The organism is Pseudomonas sp. S2_B10 (assembly GCF_054668425.1).
In genome coordinates this window covers 4,668,369-4,683,981 of record NZ_CP162768.1, presented here as the reverse complement: position 1 = coordinate 4,683,981, position 15,613 = coordinate 4,668,369, and the positions used below count along the sequence as shown (strand labels likewise).

Below are 15,613 nucleotides of genomic sequence, written 5' to 3'. Positions count from 1 at the left end.
TCGCCTGACCGCGCCAGTACGCAGCTGCATCTTGCATCAAACTGCAAAATCACGGCGACTGCACCTGTCAGAGTTGACAGTAAAGGGGAATCTCAGACAAAAGGCTGCGCAGCAACGTCAGGAATCCCGCCGCAAGTCCGGTGGAATCGGCAGATCATCCTTGAGCGGGTCCGGCCGTTTGCCCTTGCCCGCCTGGTGTTGGCGGATCTGGTAGACGTAGGCTAATACCTGCGCCACCGCCAGATACAGTCCACCGGGAATTTCCTGCTCAAGCTCAGTTGAGTAATAGATCGAGCGCGCCAGCGCAGGCGACTCGAGCAGCATGACGTTGTTGGCCACTGCGATTTCGCGGATTTTCAGGGCGATGAAGTCGCTGCCCTTGGCCAGCAGCACCGGTGCGCCGCCCTTCTCCGAGTCGTACTTGAGCGCGACCGCGTAGTGGGTCGGGTTGGTGATGACCACGTCGGCTTCGGGAATCGCCGCCATCATCCGTCGCTGGGACATTTCGCGCTGGGTCTGGCGGATGCGTTGCTTGACCTCCGGGCGGCCTTCCTGATCCTTGTGCTCGTCGCGCACTTCCTGCTTGGTCATCTTGAGCTTCTTCATGCTCTCCCAGATCTGCACCGGCACGTCGACGGCGGCGATGATGATCAGACCGCAGGCCAGCCACAGCGTGCTCCAGCCCACCAGCAAAACGCTGTGGATGATCGCCATGTCCAGTGGTTCGTGAGCGATGCGCAGCAAGTCGTCGACGTCGGCGGACAACACCAACAGCGCCACGCCCAAGGTGATCAGAAACTTCGCCAATGCCTTGAGCAGTTCAACCACAGCCTTGAACGAGAACATCCGTTTGAGGCCGGCGGCCGGGTTCATCCGGCTGAATTTGGGTGCCAGCGAACTTGCCGCGAACAGCCAGCCACCAAGGGAGATCGGCCCGATGATGGCGGCGAGCAACAGGGTAATCATCACCGGCTGAATCGCCAGCAAGGCGATCAACCCTGACTCCAACAGAAAACGGCCCATGGCGCCCTGATCCATGACCACTTCGCGGGACAGGGTGAAGTTCAGGCGCATCACATCCATCATTTCTTGCGCAAGCATGCCGCCGAAAATCAGCAGCGCAGAGGCGCCGGCCATCATCACGGCGAGGGTGTTGAGCTCTTTGGAACGGGCAATCTCACCCTTCTCACGGGAGTCCTTTTTGCGTTTCTCCGTGGGGTCTTCCGTTTTGTCCTGACCGCTCTCGCTCTCTGCCATGACTCAGCGCGCCCGTGCCAGTTCGCGTAGCAACTGCAAGGCCTCGCTGGCCAGCGGTTGATACTGGTTGAGAATGTCCGCAAGCCCCACCCAGACGATGAACAGGCCGAGCACCAGGGTCAGCGGAAAACCGATCGAGAAGATGTTCAGTTGCGGCGCGGCGCGGGTCATCACGCCGAAGGCGATGTTGACCACCAACAGTGCGGTGACGGCCGGCAACACCAGCAGCAATGCGGCGCCGAGGACCCAGCCGAGTTTGCCGGCCAGTTCCCAGTAATGCGCAACCATCAAACCGCCGCCGACCGGCAGCGTGGTGAAACTTTCAGTGAGGACTTCGAATACCACCAGATGGCCGTTCATCGACAGGAACAGCAACGTCACCAGCATGGTAAAGAACTGCCCGATCACCGCCACCGAAACGCCGTTGGTAGGGTCGATCATCGAGGCGAAGCCCATGCCCATCTGGATCGCAACAATCTGCCCGGCGACGGCGAAAGCCTGGAAGAACAGTTGCAGGGAAAAGCCGAGTACGGCGCCCACCAGAATCTGCTCGCCGATCAGCAACAGGCCGCTGAGATCGAGTGGGCTGACGGCGGGCATCGGCGGCAGCGCCGGGGTGATGACCACGGTGATCGCCACGGCGAAATACAGGCGCACGCGGCGCGGGATCAGGGTGGTGCCGAACACCGGCATGACCATCAGCATCGACGCCACGCGAAACAGCGGCAACATGAACGACGCCACCCAGGTGCTGATCTGGGTGTCGGTCAGCTGAAGCAGCGATTGCATGGCTTAGCCGATGACCATCGGAATGTTCTTGTACAGCTGGATGATGTATTCCATGAACGTCTGCACGATCCACGGACCGCCGATGATCAGGGTCACCAGCATCACCAGAAGACGCGGCAGGAAGCTCAGGGTCTGTTCGTTGATCTGCGTGGCGGCCTGGAACATCGACACCAGCAGGCCGACCAGAAGGCTCGGCACCACCAGGATGGCGACCATCATGGTGGTCAGCCACAGGGCTTCACGAAAGATATCGACCGCGACTTCCGGCGTCATGGCGAAACACCTCCAAAACTGCTGGCCAGAGTACCGATGATCAGCGCCCAGCCATCGACCAGCACGAACAGCATGATCTTGAACGGCAGCGAGATGATCAGCGGCGAGAGCATCATCATACCCATGGCCATCAGCACGCTCGCCACGACGAGGTCGATGATCAGGAACGGAATGAAGATCATGAAGCCGATCTGGAAGGCGGTTTTAAGCTCGGAAGTCACGAACGCCGGCACCAGAATGGTCAACGGCGCCTGATCCGGGCTGGCAATGTCGGTGCGCTTGGACAGGCGCATGAACAGCTCCAGATCGCTGGTGCGGGTCTGCGCGAGCATGAAGTCCTTGATCGGCACCTGAGCCTTTTCCACCGCTTGCTGGGCGGTGAGGGTTTCCGCCAGATACGGTTGCAGCGCGTCGTTGTTCGCCCGGTCGAACACCGGCGCCATGATGAACAGCGTCAGGAACAGCGCCATGCCGGTGAGGATCTGGTTCGACGGCGTCTGTTGCAGGCCGAGGGCCTGACGCAATATCGAGAAGACGATGATGATCCGCGTGAAGCTGGTCATCAGGATGACCGCCGCTGGAATAAAGCTCAGCGCGGTCATGATCAGCAGGATCTGCAGACTGACCGAATATTCCTGCGCGCCGTCGGCATTAGTGCCCAGCGTGATCGCCGGGATAGACAACGGATCGGCGGCGAACGCCAGCGGCGCGGCCAGCAACAGGACCAGCGTCAAGACGATGCGGAGCGCACCCATTACTTCGTATCCTTTTGGTCCTTGCCAAGAATCTTCAGCAGATGCTGAGCAAATTCCGGCGTCGCTTTTTCACTGGCGGTGGGGACTTCGACCGGCTCTTTGAGCACGTGCAGCGCGGTGATGGTGCCGGGGCTGAGGCCGAGCAGAATCTGCTCGTTGCCGACCTGCACCAGCATCAAGCGGTCACGCGGACCGAGCGCGCGTGAGCCGATCAGCTCGATTACCTGGCCCTTGCCCGCTGGCCCCGCCTGCTGCACGCGGCGCAACAGCCAGGCGAGGAAAAAGATCAAACCCAGCACCAGCAGCAAACCGAACACCAGTTGCGTTAACTGACCGGCCACGCCGCTGTTGACCATTGGCGCGGTGGCGGCAGGCGCGGCAGTGGTTGCACCCGGCTCGGCAGCCAGCACGCTCAACGGCCATGCCAGCAGCACCCAGAGAAACCTTTTCACTCAGCGCAGCTTCTTGATGCGTTCGCTTGGGCTGATCACGTCGGTCAGGCGGATGCCGAACTTCTCGTTGACCACCACTACTTCGCCGTGGGCGATCAAGGTGCCGTTGACCAGCACGTCGAGCGGCTCACCGGCCAGACGATCAAGCTCGATCACCGAACCCTGGTTGAGTTGCAGCAGGTTGCGGATGTTGATGTCGGTACTGCCGACTTCCATCGAGATCGACACCGGGATGTCGAGGATCACGTCCAGGTTCGGACCGTCGAGGGTCACCGGATCATTGTTCTTCGGCACGCTGCCGAACTCTTCCATCGGCAGACGGTTGGAGCTGGAAGTGCCGGCGTCGGCGGCCAGCAGTGCATCGATGTCAGCCTGGCCGGCGTCACCGGTTTCTTCCAGGGCCGCAGCCCATTCATCGGCCAGTGCCTGGTCGTCCTGCGCGTTCATATCGTCGTTCATCATGTGTCCTCGGCGGGCAACAATTCGGTTAAATACGGGGGTGAAAAGCGCCGCCTCAGCGACGCTCGATCGGCTCGATCACCTGCAACGCGAGGTTGCCTTTGTGCGAGCCCATCTTGACCTTGAAGGCCGGCACGCCGTTGGCGCGCATGATCATGTCTTCCGGCATCTCGACCGGGATCACATCTCCCGGTTGCATGTGCAGGATGTCGCGCAGCTTCAACTGGCGGCGGGCTACGGTGGCACCGATCGGCACGTCGACATCGAGTACGTCCTGGCGCAGGGCGTTGACCCAGCGCTCGTCCTGATCGTCGAGGTCGGACTGGAAACCGGCGTCGAGCATCTCGCGCACCGGCTCGATCATCGAGTACGGCATGGTCACGTGCAGATCGCCGCCACCGCCATCGAGTTCGATGTGGAAGGTGGAGACCACAATCGCTTCGCTCGGGCCGACGATGTTGGCCATGGCCGGGTTCACTTCCGAGTTGATGTACTCGAAATTGACTTCCATGATCGCCTGCCAGGCTTCTTTCAGATCGACGAACGCCTGTTCCAGCACCATGCGCACCACGCGCAGTTCGGTCGGAGTGAATTCCCGCCCTTCGATCTTGGCGTGACGGCCGTCACCACCGAAGAAGTTGTCCACCAGCTTGAACACCAGTTTGGCGTCGAGGATGAACAGCGCGGTGCCGCGCAGCGGTTTGATCTTGACCAGGTTGAGGCTGGTCGGCACGTACAGCGAGTGCACGTATTCGCCGAACTTCATCACCTGCACGCCACCGACAGCCACGTCCGCCGAGCGGCGCAGCATGTTGAACATGCTGATGCGGGTGTAGCGGGCAAAGCGCTCGTTGATCATTTCCAGCGTCGGCATGCGTCCACGGACGATGCGATCCTGGCTGGTCAGGTCGTAGCTTTTGACACTGCCGGGTTCGGCAGCATTATCGGTCTGTACCAGACCATCATCGACGCCATGCAGCAGCGCATCGATTTCATCCTGGGACAGCAGATCCTGCACGGCCATGTCGTGTTCCTACTGCAGTACGAAATTAGTGAAAAGCAACTGTTCGATGACCACTTTGCCCAGTTCTTTCTGCGCCACTTCCTGGACGCTGGCGGTGGCCTTCTGGCGCAACATCTCCTGGCCGACCGGGGTCGCCAGTGTGGCGAAATCCTGACCGGAGAAGAGCATTACCAGGTTGTTGCGGATAACCGGCATGTGCACTTTGAGCGCGTCCAGATCGGCCTGATTCCGCGCCAGCATGGTGATGCTCACCTGCATGTAGCGCTGACGGCCGTTCTGGTTGTAGTTGGCAACGAAGGCCGGCGCCATCGGCTCGAAAATCGCCGCCTGCTTGCCGACCGGCGCTGCTTCAGCGGCCTCGGCAGGCTTGCTCTGCGCGCCGTGCATGAAGAACCAGGTCGCCCCGACGGATGCACCAATGGCCACCAGCAACGCCAGCACGATCACGATGATCAGCTTGAGTTTGCCTTTGGTTGCGGGGTCTTTTACTGCTGCAGCTTCGCTCTTCGCCATGCCAATAATCCGTCACTAATCGGGGGTTTCACAGTCGCACGGCAAGGCAAGAGCAAGTGTTATGCCAGAAGTGTCGGCGCGTCATCTGAACGGCGCCATAAACAAATGTGGGAGCGAGCCTGCTCGCGAAAGCAATGTGTCAGTCAACATAAAGGTTGAATGTCACACCGTATTCGCGAGCAGGCTCGCTCCCACATTGGTATTGCGTTGCGTCAGGCGTAGTAATCGACCGCGCTGCTACCGATGACGCTGGTGGTCTGCGCGGCAACTTCCGCCACTGTAGCCGGTGCCAATTCCTCATCCGCCGAATCCAGGCGGCCACCCGCAGCGCTGGTCCGGCCACTCTGCCCCTGCTGCGCCTGTTCCTGACCTTGCTGCCCCTGCCAGCCACGGTTCTGGTCGGCGACATTGACATCCACCTGGCCCATGCCCTGCTGGTTGAACATGTCGCGCAGGCGGTGCATCTGGCTGTCGAGCGCTTCACGCACGCTTGGGTGTGCGCTCATGAAGGTGACCTGGGTCTGCTGATCGGGAACCATGTTCACGCGGATATCCAGACGCCCAAGCTCCGCCGGCTGCAACTGAATGTCGGCGGCCTTCAGGTTGACGCTGGACAGGTACATGACGCGGTTGACCACTTCTTCGGTCCAGCCGCTCTGGTGCATGGCGATCGGCTGATTCACCGGCAGCGCATTGGCGGTTTTCGGCGTAGCGGCCTGGGTCAGTGCCGCCAGACGGTTGGCGAAGTCATCGACGCGGGTGTCGCTGGTAGCCGATTTCAGATCCTTCAGACCATCGTCGATCAGCCCGCTGAAAGCTTGTTCGCCGCCCTGACTGGTGCTGTCCTTGTCGGCCTGCACGTCGAGCATGCTGGCCATGCCGGCGGCAAAGTTCTGCGCGGCGGTCAATTCGCCGTCAGCCTGAGCTTGAGCAGGCGTGGCTTTCGGTTGCGCCTGACTGGCGGCGGAAATATGCCCGCCCTGCTCCATCGCCATGCGCACGGCCGGCATCGAGTCGAGCGGGTCGGCCGATGGATCGAAATCGCTGTCGGTTGCCGCCGGATCTTTGACCATGCCCGACACGACCGCCAGTGCAGGCGTTTCGGTTTCCGGCTGGGCTGGCGTGGTGACTGTTGGTGCTTGCACCACAGGCGCTGCCACCAACGGCTGAACGACTTGCGCCAAGGCCGGATCAAGGGCCGGGTCTACAGGCGCGGCATCGGCCACAGGGGGTTGTATGGTTTCAGCGGTGTCATCGGCAGTGGCAGTCGCGTCGTCGCTCGCCGCCGCTTTGTCGGCAGGCAACGCTTTGCCGCTATCGGCAACTGCTGGCTGGGGCGCGGCAGATTGATCTTTGCCGATATCCTTTTTGCCGCTGCTGTCCGCGACCTTATCGCGTGCCGGCCTGACTGAATTGTCAGCGCTCACGGCGGGCTTGGCCGGCGCCTGATCGGCAAACACTTTGGCGAAGCTGGAGGCCTTGTCCCCGGCGTCTGCGGCCATTGCCGACGATTTGGCAGAGGCGGCTTGCGCCTTGGCCTGAGCGGCGGTCTGAAGAAGAATGTTGGGGGTCGCAGGCATGACACGGTCTCCGCTGCACTGGGATCGTAGGTACAGTTGAGCAAGTTGACTGCAAGTGCCGGGCCAGTTTGGCCAGACACTTGCGAAAAGCGCCGGACGGCAGCTTCAGTGGATGTGGGCGTGGTGCTTTTCGCTTTCGTACACCGGACGTACTTCGGCGAATTCAGAATGGATATCGGCGACTAGCTGAGCGAGCGCTTCCGGGCTTTTGTCCTTCGCGTTCGACTCCAGGTCCTGGCACAACTCGGCCAGTCGAACCGCGCCCATGTTGCTGGCGCTGCCCTTGAAGCTATGCGCTACATCGGAAAGCGCTTTGGCGCTGGTGCTGTCCTGCAACTCGTGCAGGCGGCTTTGCGAATCTGCCAGAAAAGTCTCCAGCAATTCCGTATAGCCGTCCTCCATCACCTCGCGCAAAGTATCGAGGACTTCGCGATTTACATGTGGGTCTGTCACTTGCTCACTCCTTGATCAAGAATGGGCGGATTATGCCTCAATCTCCCAGAAAAACTCCACGCTGGCACTACGACCTTGGTCCGACCAACTGGCGTTGCGCCCCAGCTGCCGGACCAGACCGATGCCGCGTCCCGACAAGCGGACGTTATCCACGGGCCTTTCCATGACCCGCGCCACATCAAACCCCTTGCCACTGTCATCGACACGAATGACCAGCCGCCCACCCTCGCCTTGCGGTTGCACCTGCAGATGCACGCGCACGAAACCGTCTTGCAGCGCCTCCAACCGCGCCGCGCGCATTTCATAGTAGCGGGCGAAACCTGCCGCATCGCGTTTGAGGCTCGAGTCCAGCCCGAGCACGCCATGCTCCAGGCCATTGGAATACAACTCGGCGAGCACGCTGTACAGCGCCCCGCTTTGCGCGCGCAGGCCATGCACCTCAAGCAGCAACTGCAAGAGGAACGGCAATGGATTGAAGCGCCTGAGCGTGGCGCCGCGAAACTCGAAACTGGCCGACCAGTCCAGCGGGCACGACTGGCCGCTGTCGGAATACACCGGCGCTGCGCCGTGGGCCTGCGCCGACTCGAGCAGACTGACCTCGACCATGCTTACGTCATCACGGGCCTGTCCGCGAAAATCGCGCAACGCTTGCTCGATATCCTCGAATAACCGATCCGGCTCACGGTTCGCCGCAAACACCTGCTGCAAGCGTTCGACGCCGAACAACTGGTCATTGGCATCGCAGGTATCGATCACCCCGTCCGATAACAGAAACACTCGATCATCGACGGCCATCGGATACACATCCGTACGGTCATCGAAGGCTTGCGCGCTGAGAATCCCAAGGGGCAAATGCCGCGCCGGCAAGGGCACACGCTCGCCGCTGGCCATGCGGTGCAGGTAACCGTCGGGCATGCCACCGTTCCACACCTCCACCGAACGGCTCTGGAAACTCAGACTGAGCAAGGTGGCACAGCAGAACATGTCGACCGGCAGGATGCGCTTGAGCTTGGCGTTCATCTCGCGCAGGGTTTCGGCCAGGCCATAGCCCTTGGCGGTCATCCCATAAAACACTTCGGCCAGCGGCATCGCCCCCACCGCTGCCGGCAAGCCATGCCCGGTGAAATCGCCGAGCATCACGTGCATGTCACCGGCCGGCGTATACGCAGCGAGCAACAGATCGCCATTGAACAGGGCGTAAGGCGATTGCAGGTACCGAATGTTCGGCGCACTCAGGCACCCGGAATGCGCGACCTTGTCGAACACCGCTTTGGCCACGCGTTGTTCGTTGAGCAGATAGTCATGATGTTTCGCGATCAGATCGCGCTGCTGCAGGACCGTGGCCTGAAGGCGACGCAAGCGATCCATCGCCTTGATTTTGGCGGCAAGGATCACCTGGTTGTACGGCTTCGCCAGAAAATCGTCACCGCCAGCCTCCAGACAACGGGCCAGCGCTTCACTCTCGGTCAGCGAGGTGAGGAAGATGATCGGCACCAACGCTTCACCCGCCAGCGCCTTGATCTGCCGCGCCGCTTCGAAGCCGTCCATCACCGGCATCAGCGCGTCCATCAATACCAGATCGGGTTGTTGCTGCTGGAAGCATTCGACCGCCTCCGCACCATTGGCCGCCGTCAGCACTTGATGACCTTGACGGCGGACAATGGTGGACAGCAGCAGCCGGTCGGCGGCACTGTCTTCGGCGATAAGAATAGTCAGCGGCTCTTGCGCCTGCATGGGCGTCAACTGATGTCGAAGAGTTTGTCGAAGTTGGAAATCGCGAGGATTTTCTTCACATCGGAGCTGCTGTTGACGACGCGGATATCCGAATTGTCGCCACCGGCGTGATCACGCAGCAGAAGCAACATGCCCAGCGCGGAGCTGTCGAGGTAAGTGGCCTCTTTGAGATCGACCACGATGGATTCGGGTTTGTGTGGGAGCCGTTCATACGACTCGCGAAATTCCTGATGGCGACCGAAATCGAACCGGCCTTTGACGGCGATCGTGAGCTTTTTCTGGTCTGGAGAGACTTCTGTAACGACTGACATTGACTGGCTTCCTTGTCATTGACGAACCTGTACAAGGTTTAGCACCTGGATAGGGTTGGGGCAAGGCGCAACAGTGGAACAAGTGTGGGAGCGAGCCTGCTCGCGAAGGCATTCTGTCAGTTGACTACAGGATTGACTGACACGGCGCTTTCGCGAGCAGGCTCGCTCCCACAGGGTTTGGCGGTGAGGTTTAGAAGGCATCACGCCGTGGCAACCGCTGCGACAGTTCATCGAGCAGCTTCTGCTCGCGCTTGTCTTCAAGGCGTTGCGCCTCATCACGATAGCGCTGCACCAGTTTGCGCAAACCCTCGACGCGGGCAAACGCCTGCTGCCACTCTTCACGAGCCTTGTCGAGCTTGTTCTGGTGCCAGACCAGGCTCTGCCGTTGCTGGTCGACGGCAGTATCGAGTTGCGCCAGAAAACCCTGAAAGCCCAGCAGCCATTGCCCGGTCACGCCGGTGCTGCCGCGCACGATCCACTGCTGCGAGTAATCCAGACGAAAGGCATTGAGGTCGGCCAGTTTGCTTTCGGCAACTTTGACCTGGCCCTGAAAGTAGGCGAGGCGCTGCACGGCGGCTTTCTCGGCCTTCTCGGCCATGTCCACCACCGGTGCCAGGCGCGCAGCGCGGCTGACGGCCATGGCCGGTTACCCGCCCGCCGCAGGGGCGAACAGGGTTTCCAGATAGGCCTGGCTTTCACCCAGATTGATTTTGTCGTTGAGGCCCTGGCGCTGATACCTGACCAATTGCGGCTGCAGGGAAATCGCCAGATCGGTCTCGCGATCACCACCGGCCACATAGGCACCGACGCTGATCAAATCACGGCTCTGCTGATAGCGCGACCAAAGCTGCTTGAAATACTGCGCGCGCTGCATGTGATCCGGCGAAACCACCGCCGGCATCACCCGGCTGATCGAGGCTTCGATGTCGATCGCCGGATAGTGGCCTTCCTCGGCCAGGCGCCGCGACAGGACGATGTGGCCGTCAAGCACGCCCCGCGCCGAGTCGGCAATCGGGTCCTGCTGGTCGTCGCCTTCGGACAGTACGGTGTAGAACGCCGTGATCGAACCGCCGCCCTTCTCCGCATTACCGGCGCGCTCCACCAGTTTCGGCAGTTTGGCGAACACCGAGGGCGGATAGCCCTTGGTTGCTGGCGGTTCGCCGATGGCCAGCGCGATTTCACGCTGGGCCTGGGCGAAACGGGTCAGCGAGTCCATCAGCAGCAGAACGTTCTTGCCCTTGTCGCGGAAATACTCGGCGATGCGCGTGCAATACATCGCCGCGCGCATACGCATCAGCGGTGCATCGTCCGCTGGCGAGGCAACCACTACCGAGCGTTTGAGGCCTTCTTCACCGAGGATGTGCTCGATGAATTCCTTAACTTCGCGACCACGCTCACCGATCAGGCCGACGACGATGATGTCGGCTTCGGTGAAGCGGGTCATCATGCCCAACAGCACCGATTTACCGACACCGGTACCGGCGAACAGACCCAGACGCTGGCCACGGCCGACCGTCAGCAAACCGTTGATGCAACGGATGCCGACATCCAGCGGTACGCTGATCGGGTCACGGTTGAGCGGGTTGATGGTCGGGCCGTCCATCGGCACCCAGTCTTCGGCCTTCATGCCGCCCTTGCCGTCCAGCGCGCGACCGGCGCCGTCAAGAACACGGCCGAGCATGCTCATGCCCATCGGCAAACGACCGGTATCGGCCAGCGGCACCACGCGGGCGCCCGGGGCAATGCCGGCGACGCTGCCGACCGGCATCAGAAAGACTTTGCTGCCGGAAAAACCCATGACTTCCGCTTCCACCTGAGACGGATGGTAGCTGTCGTCATTGATCACCATGCAGCGGGTGCCCATGGCGGCGCGCAGGCCTTCGGCTTCGAGGGTCAGGCCAACCATGCGCAGCAGCCGACCTTCAAGGATCGGCGCGCCGGCAATCTCGGTGGCCTCGGCGTAGGTGCTCAGGCGCTTGGCGAAACTGGTGCGTTCAAGGCGCATCGCTGGCGTCCGCGCGCGGCTCGTCAGAGTCGACAGCCGCTGGGGTGTCTTCGGGAATGTCCAGACTCAAGTCAGGCGCTGCCGGATGCAGAGCCTGCTCGTGCAACTGGTCGAACAGCTTGGCCATGACCTGGGTCACCCGCGATTCGACGCTGGCGTCGATGCGGCTGTGCTCGGTTTCAACCCGGCAGCCGCCCGGCAACAGCGACTCGTCTTCGACGATGCGCCAGGTTTCTTCGTGGCGTTCGCGCAGGGCTTTGACCTGGGCGAAATCCTGCGGATTAACGTACAGGCGCACGTTTTCCACGCCCAGCGGCAACAGCTTGAGGGCATCGCGCATGACGTGTTCGATCTGTGTCGAGTCGATGGCCAGTTCGCGCTTGATCACCTGCTTGGTGATGTGTTGCACGAGGTCAACCAGCGACTTTTCAATCTGGGTGTCTTGCTCGGCGATCGGTTCGAACAGGTTGGCCATCAGCAGCTCAAGGCTGGCGATTTTCGCCGCCAGCGCCGTTTCTGCTTCCTGACGCACCTTCAGCGTGGTGCTGTGAAAACCTTCCTTTTCACCAATGGCGAAGCCCTCGTTGTAAGCCTCCTGACGGATGCTTTCGAGTTCTTCCAGGGTCAGTGGCTGGACTTCTTCCAGCGGCACTTCTTCCATTTCCGGCGGTTCGGGTTCCGGCTCCGGCTCGGGTTCCGGTTTCGGCGGGTCGAAGCTGGGCAGCGCCCAGGATTCGAAGCCGCGAACATCACGGGCGCGGATCAGATCCGTCACAGACTCGTCAGGCTTATCCATGGGCTTAGATCATTTCCTCGCCGCCCTTGCCACCGAGCACGATCTCGCCGGCTTCGGCCATACGACGGGCAATAGTGAGGATCTCCTTCTGCGCGGTTTCGACGTCGCTGACGCGCACCGGGCCTTTCGCCTCGAGGTCGTCGCGCAACAGTTCGGCGGCACGCTTGGACATGTTCTTGAAGATCTTTTCCTTGACGCCCTCGTCCGAGCCTTTGAGGGCCAGCACCAGCACATCGGAAGAGACTTCGCGCAACAGCGCCTGAATGCCACGGTCGTCGACGTCGGCAAGGTTGTTGAACACGAACATGAGGTCTTCGATCTGACCGGACAGGTCTTCGTCGACTTCGCGGATCGAGTCCATGAGCTGGCCTTCGATCGAGCTGTCCAGGAAGTTCATGATGTCGGCCGCACGCTTGATGCCACCCAGGGTGGTGCGCGAGGCGTTCGAGTTGCCGGAGAACTGTTTCTCGAGAATCTGGTTGAGTTCTTTCAAGGCGGCCGGTTGCACGGTGTTCAACGACGAGACGCGCAGGATGATGTCCAGACGCACTTTATGGTCGAAGTTGCCGAGCACTTCACCGGCCTGATCCGGGTCGAGGTACGCGACCACGATTGCCTGGATCTGCGGGTGTTCGTAACGGATGACGTCGGCGACTGCGCGCGGCTCCATCCATTTCAGGCTGTCGAGGCCACTGGTGTTGCCACCGAGCAGGATGCGGTCGATCAGGCCGTTGGCCTTGTCTTCGCCCAGGGCCTGGGTGAGCATCTTGCGTACGTAGTCGTCGGAACCGACGCCGAGGCTGGTCTGATCGCCGACGATGTCGACGAACTCGCTCATCACCTGCTCGACCTGTTCGCGATGGACGTTGCCCATCTGCGCCATGGCCACGCCGACGCGCTGAACCTCTTTGGGCCCCATGTGGCGCAACACTTGCGCAGCATCGGTCGAACCCAGGGACAGCAGCAGAATCGCGGCTTTGTCGACCTTGGTCAGTTTGACGGTGGCGGCTCGGTTATCACTCATCTGCGTTAATCCACTCTTTCACGACCTGAGCCACGCGACCCGGGTCTTCAGCTACCAGACTCTTGATTGCATTCAGCTGCGCGTCATAACCCTCGCTCGGGCTCGGCAACAGAATGCTCTGCGGACCACCGAGGCTCACGCGGTCGTTGGCCAGTTCGCCGTCCAGGCCGCCCATGCCACCGAGTTCCACGTCGCTGCCCAGACCGGCCAGCTCCTTGCCTTTGCCACCGCCGGTGATGTTGTTGAGCACCGGACGCAGCACACCAAACACCAGTACGAGGATGAACAGCACACCCAGCACTTGTTTGACGATGTCCCAGAACCAAGGCTGGGAGTAGAACGGAATATCGGCAATCACTTCGCCGCGCTCGGCGGAGAACGGCATGTTGATCACGCTGACGCTGTCGCCACGGCTGGCGTCGAAACCGACGGCGTCCTGCACCAGACGGGTGAAGCGCGCCAATTCGTCGGCGCTCCACGGCGCACGGCTGGTTTCGCCGTTGGCCGGGTTGATCTTGACCTGATCGTCGACCACGACCGACACCGACAGGCGATTGAGACGGCCCTGCTGCTGCTTGGTGTGGCTGATCGAACGGTCGAGCTCGAAGTTCTTGGTGGATTGTTGACGCTTGTCCGCCGGGTACGGTGCGAGCATCGGCTGGCCGGTGGCCGGGTCCATGATCTGCTGACCGTTGGCGTCAACCAGTGGCTGACCCGGCTGGATCATCCCGGCCGGTGCGGCGGTGCCACCGGTGGTCTGCGGCGCCGAGGCAGGCGACGGCGGCTGGTTGCTCAGGGCACCCGGCACACCTTGCGGGCCATTGCTGGCGGTACGTTGTTCGTTGACCGACTGCTCGCTGCGCAACGCCGGTTGGTCCGGGTTGAACTGCTCGGCAGTCGATTCGACGGCACTGAAATCGACGTCGGCGGAGACTTCAGCCTTGTAGCGATCGTTGCCCAGTACCGGTTGCAGAATGTTGTGCACGCGCTGGGTGAGCATGCTTTCCATGCGGCGGCTGTAATCGAACTGCTTGCCGGCCATGGTCATTTCCGAGTTCTCCGCCTGATCGGAGAGCAGGTTGCCCTTTTGATCGACGACGGTGATCTGCGATTTGCTCAACTCGGGCACGGAAGTCGCGACCAGATTGATGATCGCCACCACCTGACCCGGCTCCAGCGAACGCCCGCTGTACAGCTCGACCAGTACCGAAGCGCTCGGCTTGCGCTCGTCACGGACGAACACCGAACTCTTCGGAATGGCCAGGTGCACGCGGGCACCCTTGACGTTGTTCAGGCTGGAGATGGTCCGCGCCAGTTCGCCTTCGAGGCCGCGACGATAACGGGTCGCTTCCATGAACTGGCTGGTGCCCAGACCCTGTTCCTTGTCGAGGATTTCGAAACCGATATTGCCGTCGCTGGGAGTGACACCAGCGGCAGCGAGTTTCATCCGCGCACGGGACAGGTCGTCGGCCTTGACCAGCAAGGCGCCGGAATTGGGTTCTACGTTATAGGGAATGTCAGCGGCGGCCAGGGTTTCCATGACCTGCTTGGCGTCCATGCCGGCAAGGCTGCCGTACAGTGGACGGTAATCCGGCTGCTGCGACCACAGCACCACGGCAAAGCCAATCGCCACGCTCGCCGCCAGACCGACCAACAGGCCGACCTGACGCAGCACGGTCATCTGGGAAAGGTTTTCCAGAAAGGACAGGCCGAACAGCGGCGGTTTGCCGTCGATCGGGGTGGCCTTGGCCGGAACGTTATCAGCGACTGCTTCTGCCATGACTTATTTCGCCCTTAAACCGGCATCTGCATGATGTCTTGGTAAGCCTGGACCAGCTTGTTGCGCACCTGGGTCAGAGCCTGGAACGACACGCTGGCTTTTTGCGACGCAATCATGACGTCAGTCAGGTCGACACCGCTCTTGCCGATCTCGAACGCGTTGGCCAGTTGAGTCGACGCCTGCTGGGTATCGCTGACTTTATTGATCGCCTGACCGAGCATGTCGGAAAAGCTGCTGCCCGCGATTTCAGGGACAGCGGCAGTCGATTTACGCGCAGACATGGCATCCACTTTCATGGCCTGCATGTCCATCATCAACCGATTAAATTCAATACCTTGGCTCATGGTCTACTCTCTTGGGCGGCCCGCAATTTTTTGACACTCACTCGGCGGGTACACAGGTATTAGC

At 61.1% G+C, this 15,613-nt stretch carries 18 protein-coding genes; all 18 read right to left on the bottom strand.

Features of this window, described 5'->3' with window-relative positions; all coding sequences use genetic code 11:
* Positions 1–117: 117 nt before the first annotated feature.
* The 18 genes from flhB to fliE all read right to left on the bottom strand — a co-directional run bounded on the left by flhB (position 118) and on the right by fliE (position 15,549).
* Positions 118–1,257 (bottom strand): flagellar biosynthesis protein FlhB, encoded by a 1,140-nt coding sequence (gene flhB / locus AB4O45_RS20930; protein WP_016771065.1) that lies wholly within the window; start codon positions 1,255–1,257, stop codon positions 118–120.
* A 3-nt stretch (positions 1,258–1,260) separates the two neighbouring features.
* Positions 1,261–2,046 (bottom strand): flagellar biosynthetic protein FliR, encoded by a 786-nt coding sequence (fliR, locus tag AB4O45_RS20925; RefSeq protein ID WP_016771066.1) that lies wholly within the window; start codon positions 2,044–2,046, stop codon positions 1,261–1,263.
* A 3-nt stretch (positions 2,047–2,049) separates the two neighbouring features.
* Positions 2,050–2,319, bottom strand: a complete 270-nt coding sequence (gene fliQ / locus AB4O45_RS20920) for a flagellar biosynthesis protein FliQ (protein WP_016771067.1) — start codon at positions 2,317–2,319, stop codon at positions 2,050–2,052.
* Positions 2,316–3,074 carry a flagellar type III secretion system pore protein FliP gene (gene fliP / locus AB4O45_RS20915; protein ID WP_460160494.1) on the bottom strand — a complete coding sequence of 253 codons (759 nt, stop codon included), beginning with the start codon at positions 3,072–3,074 and terminating at the stop codon, positions 2,316–2,318. The genes fliQ and fliP overlap by 4 nt, the downstream gene beginning before the upstream one ends.
* Entirely contained in the window at positions 3,074–3,526 is a 453-nt protein-coding gene (gene fliO / locus AB4O45_RS20910; RefSeq protein WP_016771069.1) for a flagellar biosynthetic protein FliO, read from the bottom strand. Before fliO ends, fliP begins: the two co-directional genes overlap by 1 nt.
* Positions 3,527–3,985 (bottom strand): flagellar motor switch protein FliN, encoded by a 459-nt coding sequence (gene fliN, locus AB4O45_RS20905; RefSeq protein WP_016771070.1) that lies wholly within the window; start codon positions 3,983–3,985, stop codon positions 3,527–3,529.
* A 55-nt stretch (positions 3,986–4,040) separates the two neighbouring features.
* The gene (gene fliM / locus AB4O45_RS20900) at positions 4,041–5,009 is read right to left on the bottom strand and encodes a flagellar motor switch protein FliM (protein WP_003222890.1); all 969 of its coding nucleotides are present in this window, start codon (positions 5,007–5,009) and stop codon (positions 4,041–4,043) included.
* Between the two features lie 9 nt (positions 5,010–5,018).
* Positions 5,019–5,522, bottom strand: coding sequence for a flagellar basal body-associated protein FliL (fliL, locus tag AB4O45_RS20895; RefSeq protein WP_016771071.1), 504 nt, complete (start codon positions 5,520–5,522; stop codon positions 5,019–5,021).
* 212 nt (positions 5,523–5,734) lie between these two features.
* Positions 5,735–7,102: a flagellar hook-length control protein FliK gene (locus tag AB4O45_RS20890; RefSeq protein WP_460160493.1), complete on the bottom strand. Its 1,368-nt coding sequence runs from the start codon at positions 7,100–7,102 to the stop codon at positions 5,735–5,737.
* A 105-nt stretch (positions 7,103–7,207) separates the two neighbouring features.
* Entirely contained in the window at positions 7,208–7,555 is a 348-nt protein-coding gene (locus AB4O45_RS20885; RefSeq protein ID WP_041479021.1) for an Hpt domain-containing protein, read from the bottom strand.
* Positions 7,556–7,585: 30 nt separating this feature from the next.
* Positions 7,586–9,289 (bottom strand): ATP-binding SpoIIE family protein phosphatase, encoded by a 1,704-nt coding sequence (locus tag AB4O45_RS20880; protein ID WP_150636660.1) that lies wholly within the window; start codon positions 9,287–9,289, stop codon positions 7,586–7,588.
* 5 nt (positions 9,290–9,294) lie between these two features.
* Positions 9,295–9,600: an STAS domain-containing protein gene (locus AB4O45_RS20875; RefSeq protein WP_056783805.1), complete on the bottom strand. Its 306-nt coding sequence runs from the start codon at positions 9,598–9,600 to the stop codon at positions 9,295–9,297.
* 190 nt (positions 9,601–9,790) lie between these two features.
* The gene (gene fliJ, locus AB4O45_RS20870; protein ID WP_016771076.1) at positions 9,791–10,240 is read right to left on the bottom strand and encodes a flagellar export protein FliJ; all 450 of its coding nucleotides are present in this window, start codon (positions 10,238–10,240) and stop codon (positions 9,791–9,793) included.
* 6 nt (positions 10,241–10,246) lie between these two features.
* The gene (gene fliI / locus AB4O45_RS20865) at positions 10,247–11,605 is read right to left on the bottom strand and encodes a flagellar protein export ATPase FliI (RefSeq protein WP_016771077.1); all 1,359 of its coding nucleotides are present in this window, start codon (positions 11,603–11,605) and stop codon (positions 10,247–10,249) included.
* Entirely contained in the window at positions 11,595–12,401 is an 807-nt protein-coding gene (gene fliH, locus AB4O45_RS20860) for a flagellar assembly protein FliH (RefSeq protein ID WP_041479018.1), read from the bottom strand. The genes fliI and fliH overlap by 11 nt, the downstream gene beginning before the upstream one ends.
* 4 nt (positions 12,402–12,405) lie before the next feature.
* A complete protein-coding gene (gene fliG, locus AB4O45_RS20855; protein ID WP_016771079.1) occupies positions 12,406–13,425 on the bottom strand; it encodes a flagellar motor switch protein FliG in 1,020 nt (339 codons plus the stop codon).
* Positions 13,418–15,205: a flagellar basal-body MS-ring/collar protein FliF gene (gene fliF / locus AB4O45_RS20850; protein ID WP_041479017.1), complete on the bottom strand. Its 1,788-nt coding sequence runs from the start codon at positions 15,203–15,205 to the stop codon at positions 13,418–13,420. The genes fliG and fliF overlap by 8 nt, the downstream gene beginning before the upstream one ends.
* Positions 15,206–15,219: 14 nt before the next feature.
* The gene (gene fliE, locus AB4O45_RS20845; protein ID WP_016771081.1) at positions 15,220–15,549 is read right to left on the bottom strand and encodes a flagellar hook-basal body complex protein FliE; all 330 of its coding nucleotides are present in this window, start codon (positions 15,547–15,549) and stop codon (positions 15,220–15,222) included.
* Positions 15,550–15,613 lie beyond the last annotated feature (64 nt).

What these genes read in the sequence shown, in the direction of transcription:
- flhB (WP_016771065.1), bottom strand. Translation starts at nt 1,257, where the DNA reads ATGGCAGAGAGCGAGAGCGGTCAGGACAAAACGGAAGACCCCACGGAG.
- fliR (WP_016771066.1), bottom strand. Translation starts at nt 2,046, where the DNA reads ATGCAATCGCTGCTTCAGCTGACCGACACCCAGATCAGCACCTGGGTG.
- fliQ (WP_016771067.1), bottom strand. Translation starts at nt 2,319, where the DNA reads ATGACGCCGGAAGTCGCGGTCGATATCTTTCGTGAAGCCCTGTGGCTG.
- fliP (WP_460160494.1), bottom strand. Translation starts at nt 3,074, where the DNA reads ATGGGTGCGCTCCGCATCGTCTTGACGCTGGTCCTGTTGCTGGCCGCG.
- fliN (WP_016771070.1), bottom strand. Translation starts at nt 3,985, where the DNA reads ATGAACGACGATATGAACGCGCAGGACGACCAGGCACTGGCCGATGAA.
- fliM (WP_003222890.1), bottom strand. Translation starts at nt 5,009, where the DNA reads ATGGCCGTGCAGGATCTGCTGTCCCAGGATGAAATCGATGCGCTGCTG.
- fliL (WP_016771071.1), bottom strand. Translation starts at nt 5,522, where the DNA reads ATGGCGAAGAGCGAAGCTGCAGCAGTAAAAGACCCCGCAACCAAAGGC.
- AB4O45_RS20890 (WP_460160493.1), bottom strand. Translation starts at nt 7,102, where the DNA reads ATGCCTGCGACCCCCAACATTCTTCTTCAGACCGCCGCTCAGGCCAAG.
- AB4O45_RS20880 (WP_150636660.1), bottom strand. Translation starts at nt 9,289, where the DNA reads ATGCAGGCGCAAGAGCCGCTGACTATTCTTATCGCCGAAGACAGTGCC.
- AB4O45_RS20875 (WP_056783805.1), bottom strand. Translation starts at nt 9,600, where the DNA reads ATGTCAGTCGTTACAGAAGTCTCTCCAGACCAGAAAAAGCTCACGATC.
- fliJ (WP_016771076.1), bottom strand. Translation starts at nt 10,240, where the DNA reads ATGGCCGTCAGCCGCGCTGCGCGCCTGGCACCGGTGGTGGACATGGCC.
- fliI (WP_016771077.1), bottom strand. Translation starts at nt 11,605, where the DNA reads ATGCGCCTTGAACGCACCAGTTTCGCCAAGCGCCTGAGCACCTACGCC.
- fliH (WP_041479018.1), bottom strand. Translation starts at nt 12,401, where the DNA reads ATGGATAAGCCTGACGAGTCTGTGACGGATCTGATCCGCGCCCGTGAT.
- fliG (WP_016771079.1), bottom strand. Translation starts at nt 13,425, where the DNA reads ATGAGTGATAACCGAGCCGCCACCGTCAAACTGACCAAGGTCGACAAA.
- fliF (WP_041479017.1), bottom strand. Translation starts at nt 15,205, where the DNA reads ATGGCAGAAGCAGTCGCTGATAACGTTCCGGCCAAGGCCACCCCGATC.
- fliE (WP_016771081.1), bottom strand. Translation starts at nt 15,549, where the DNA reads ATGAGCCAAGGTATTGAATTTAATCGGTTGATGATGGACATGCAGGCC.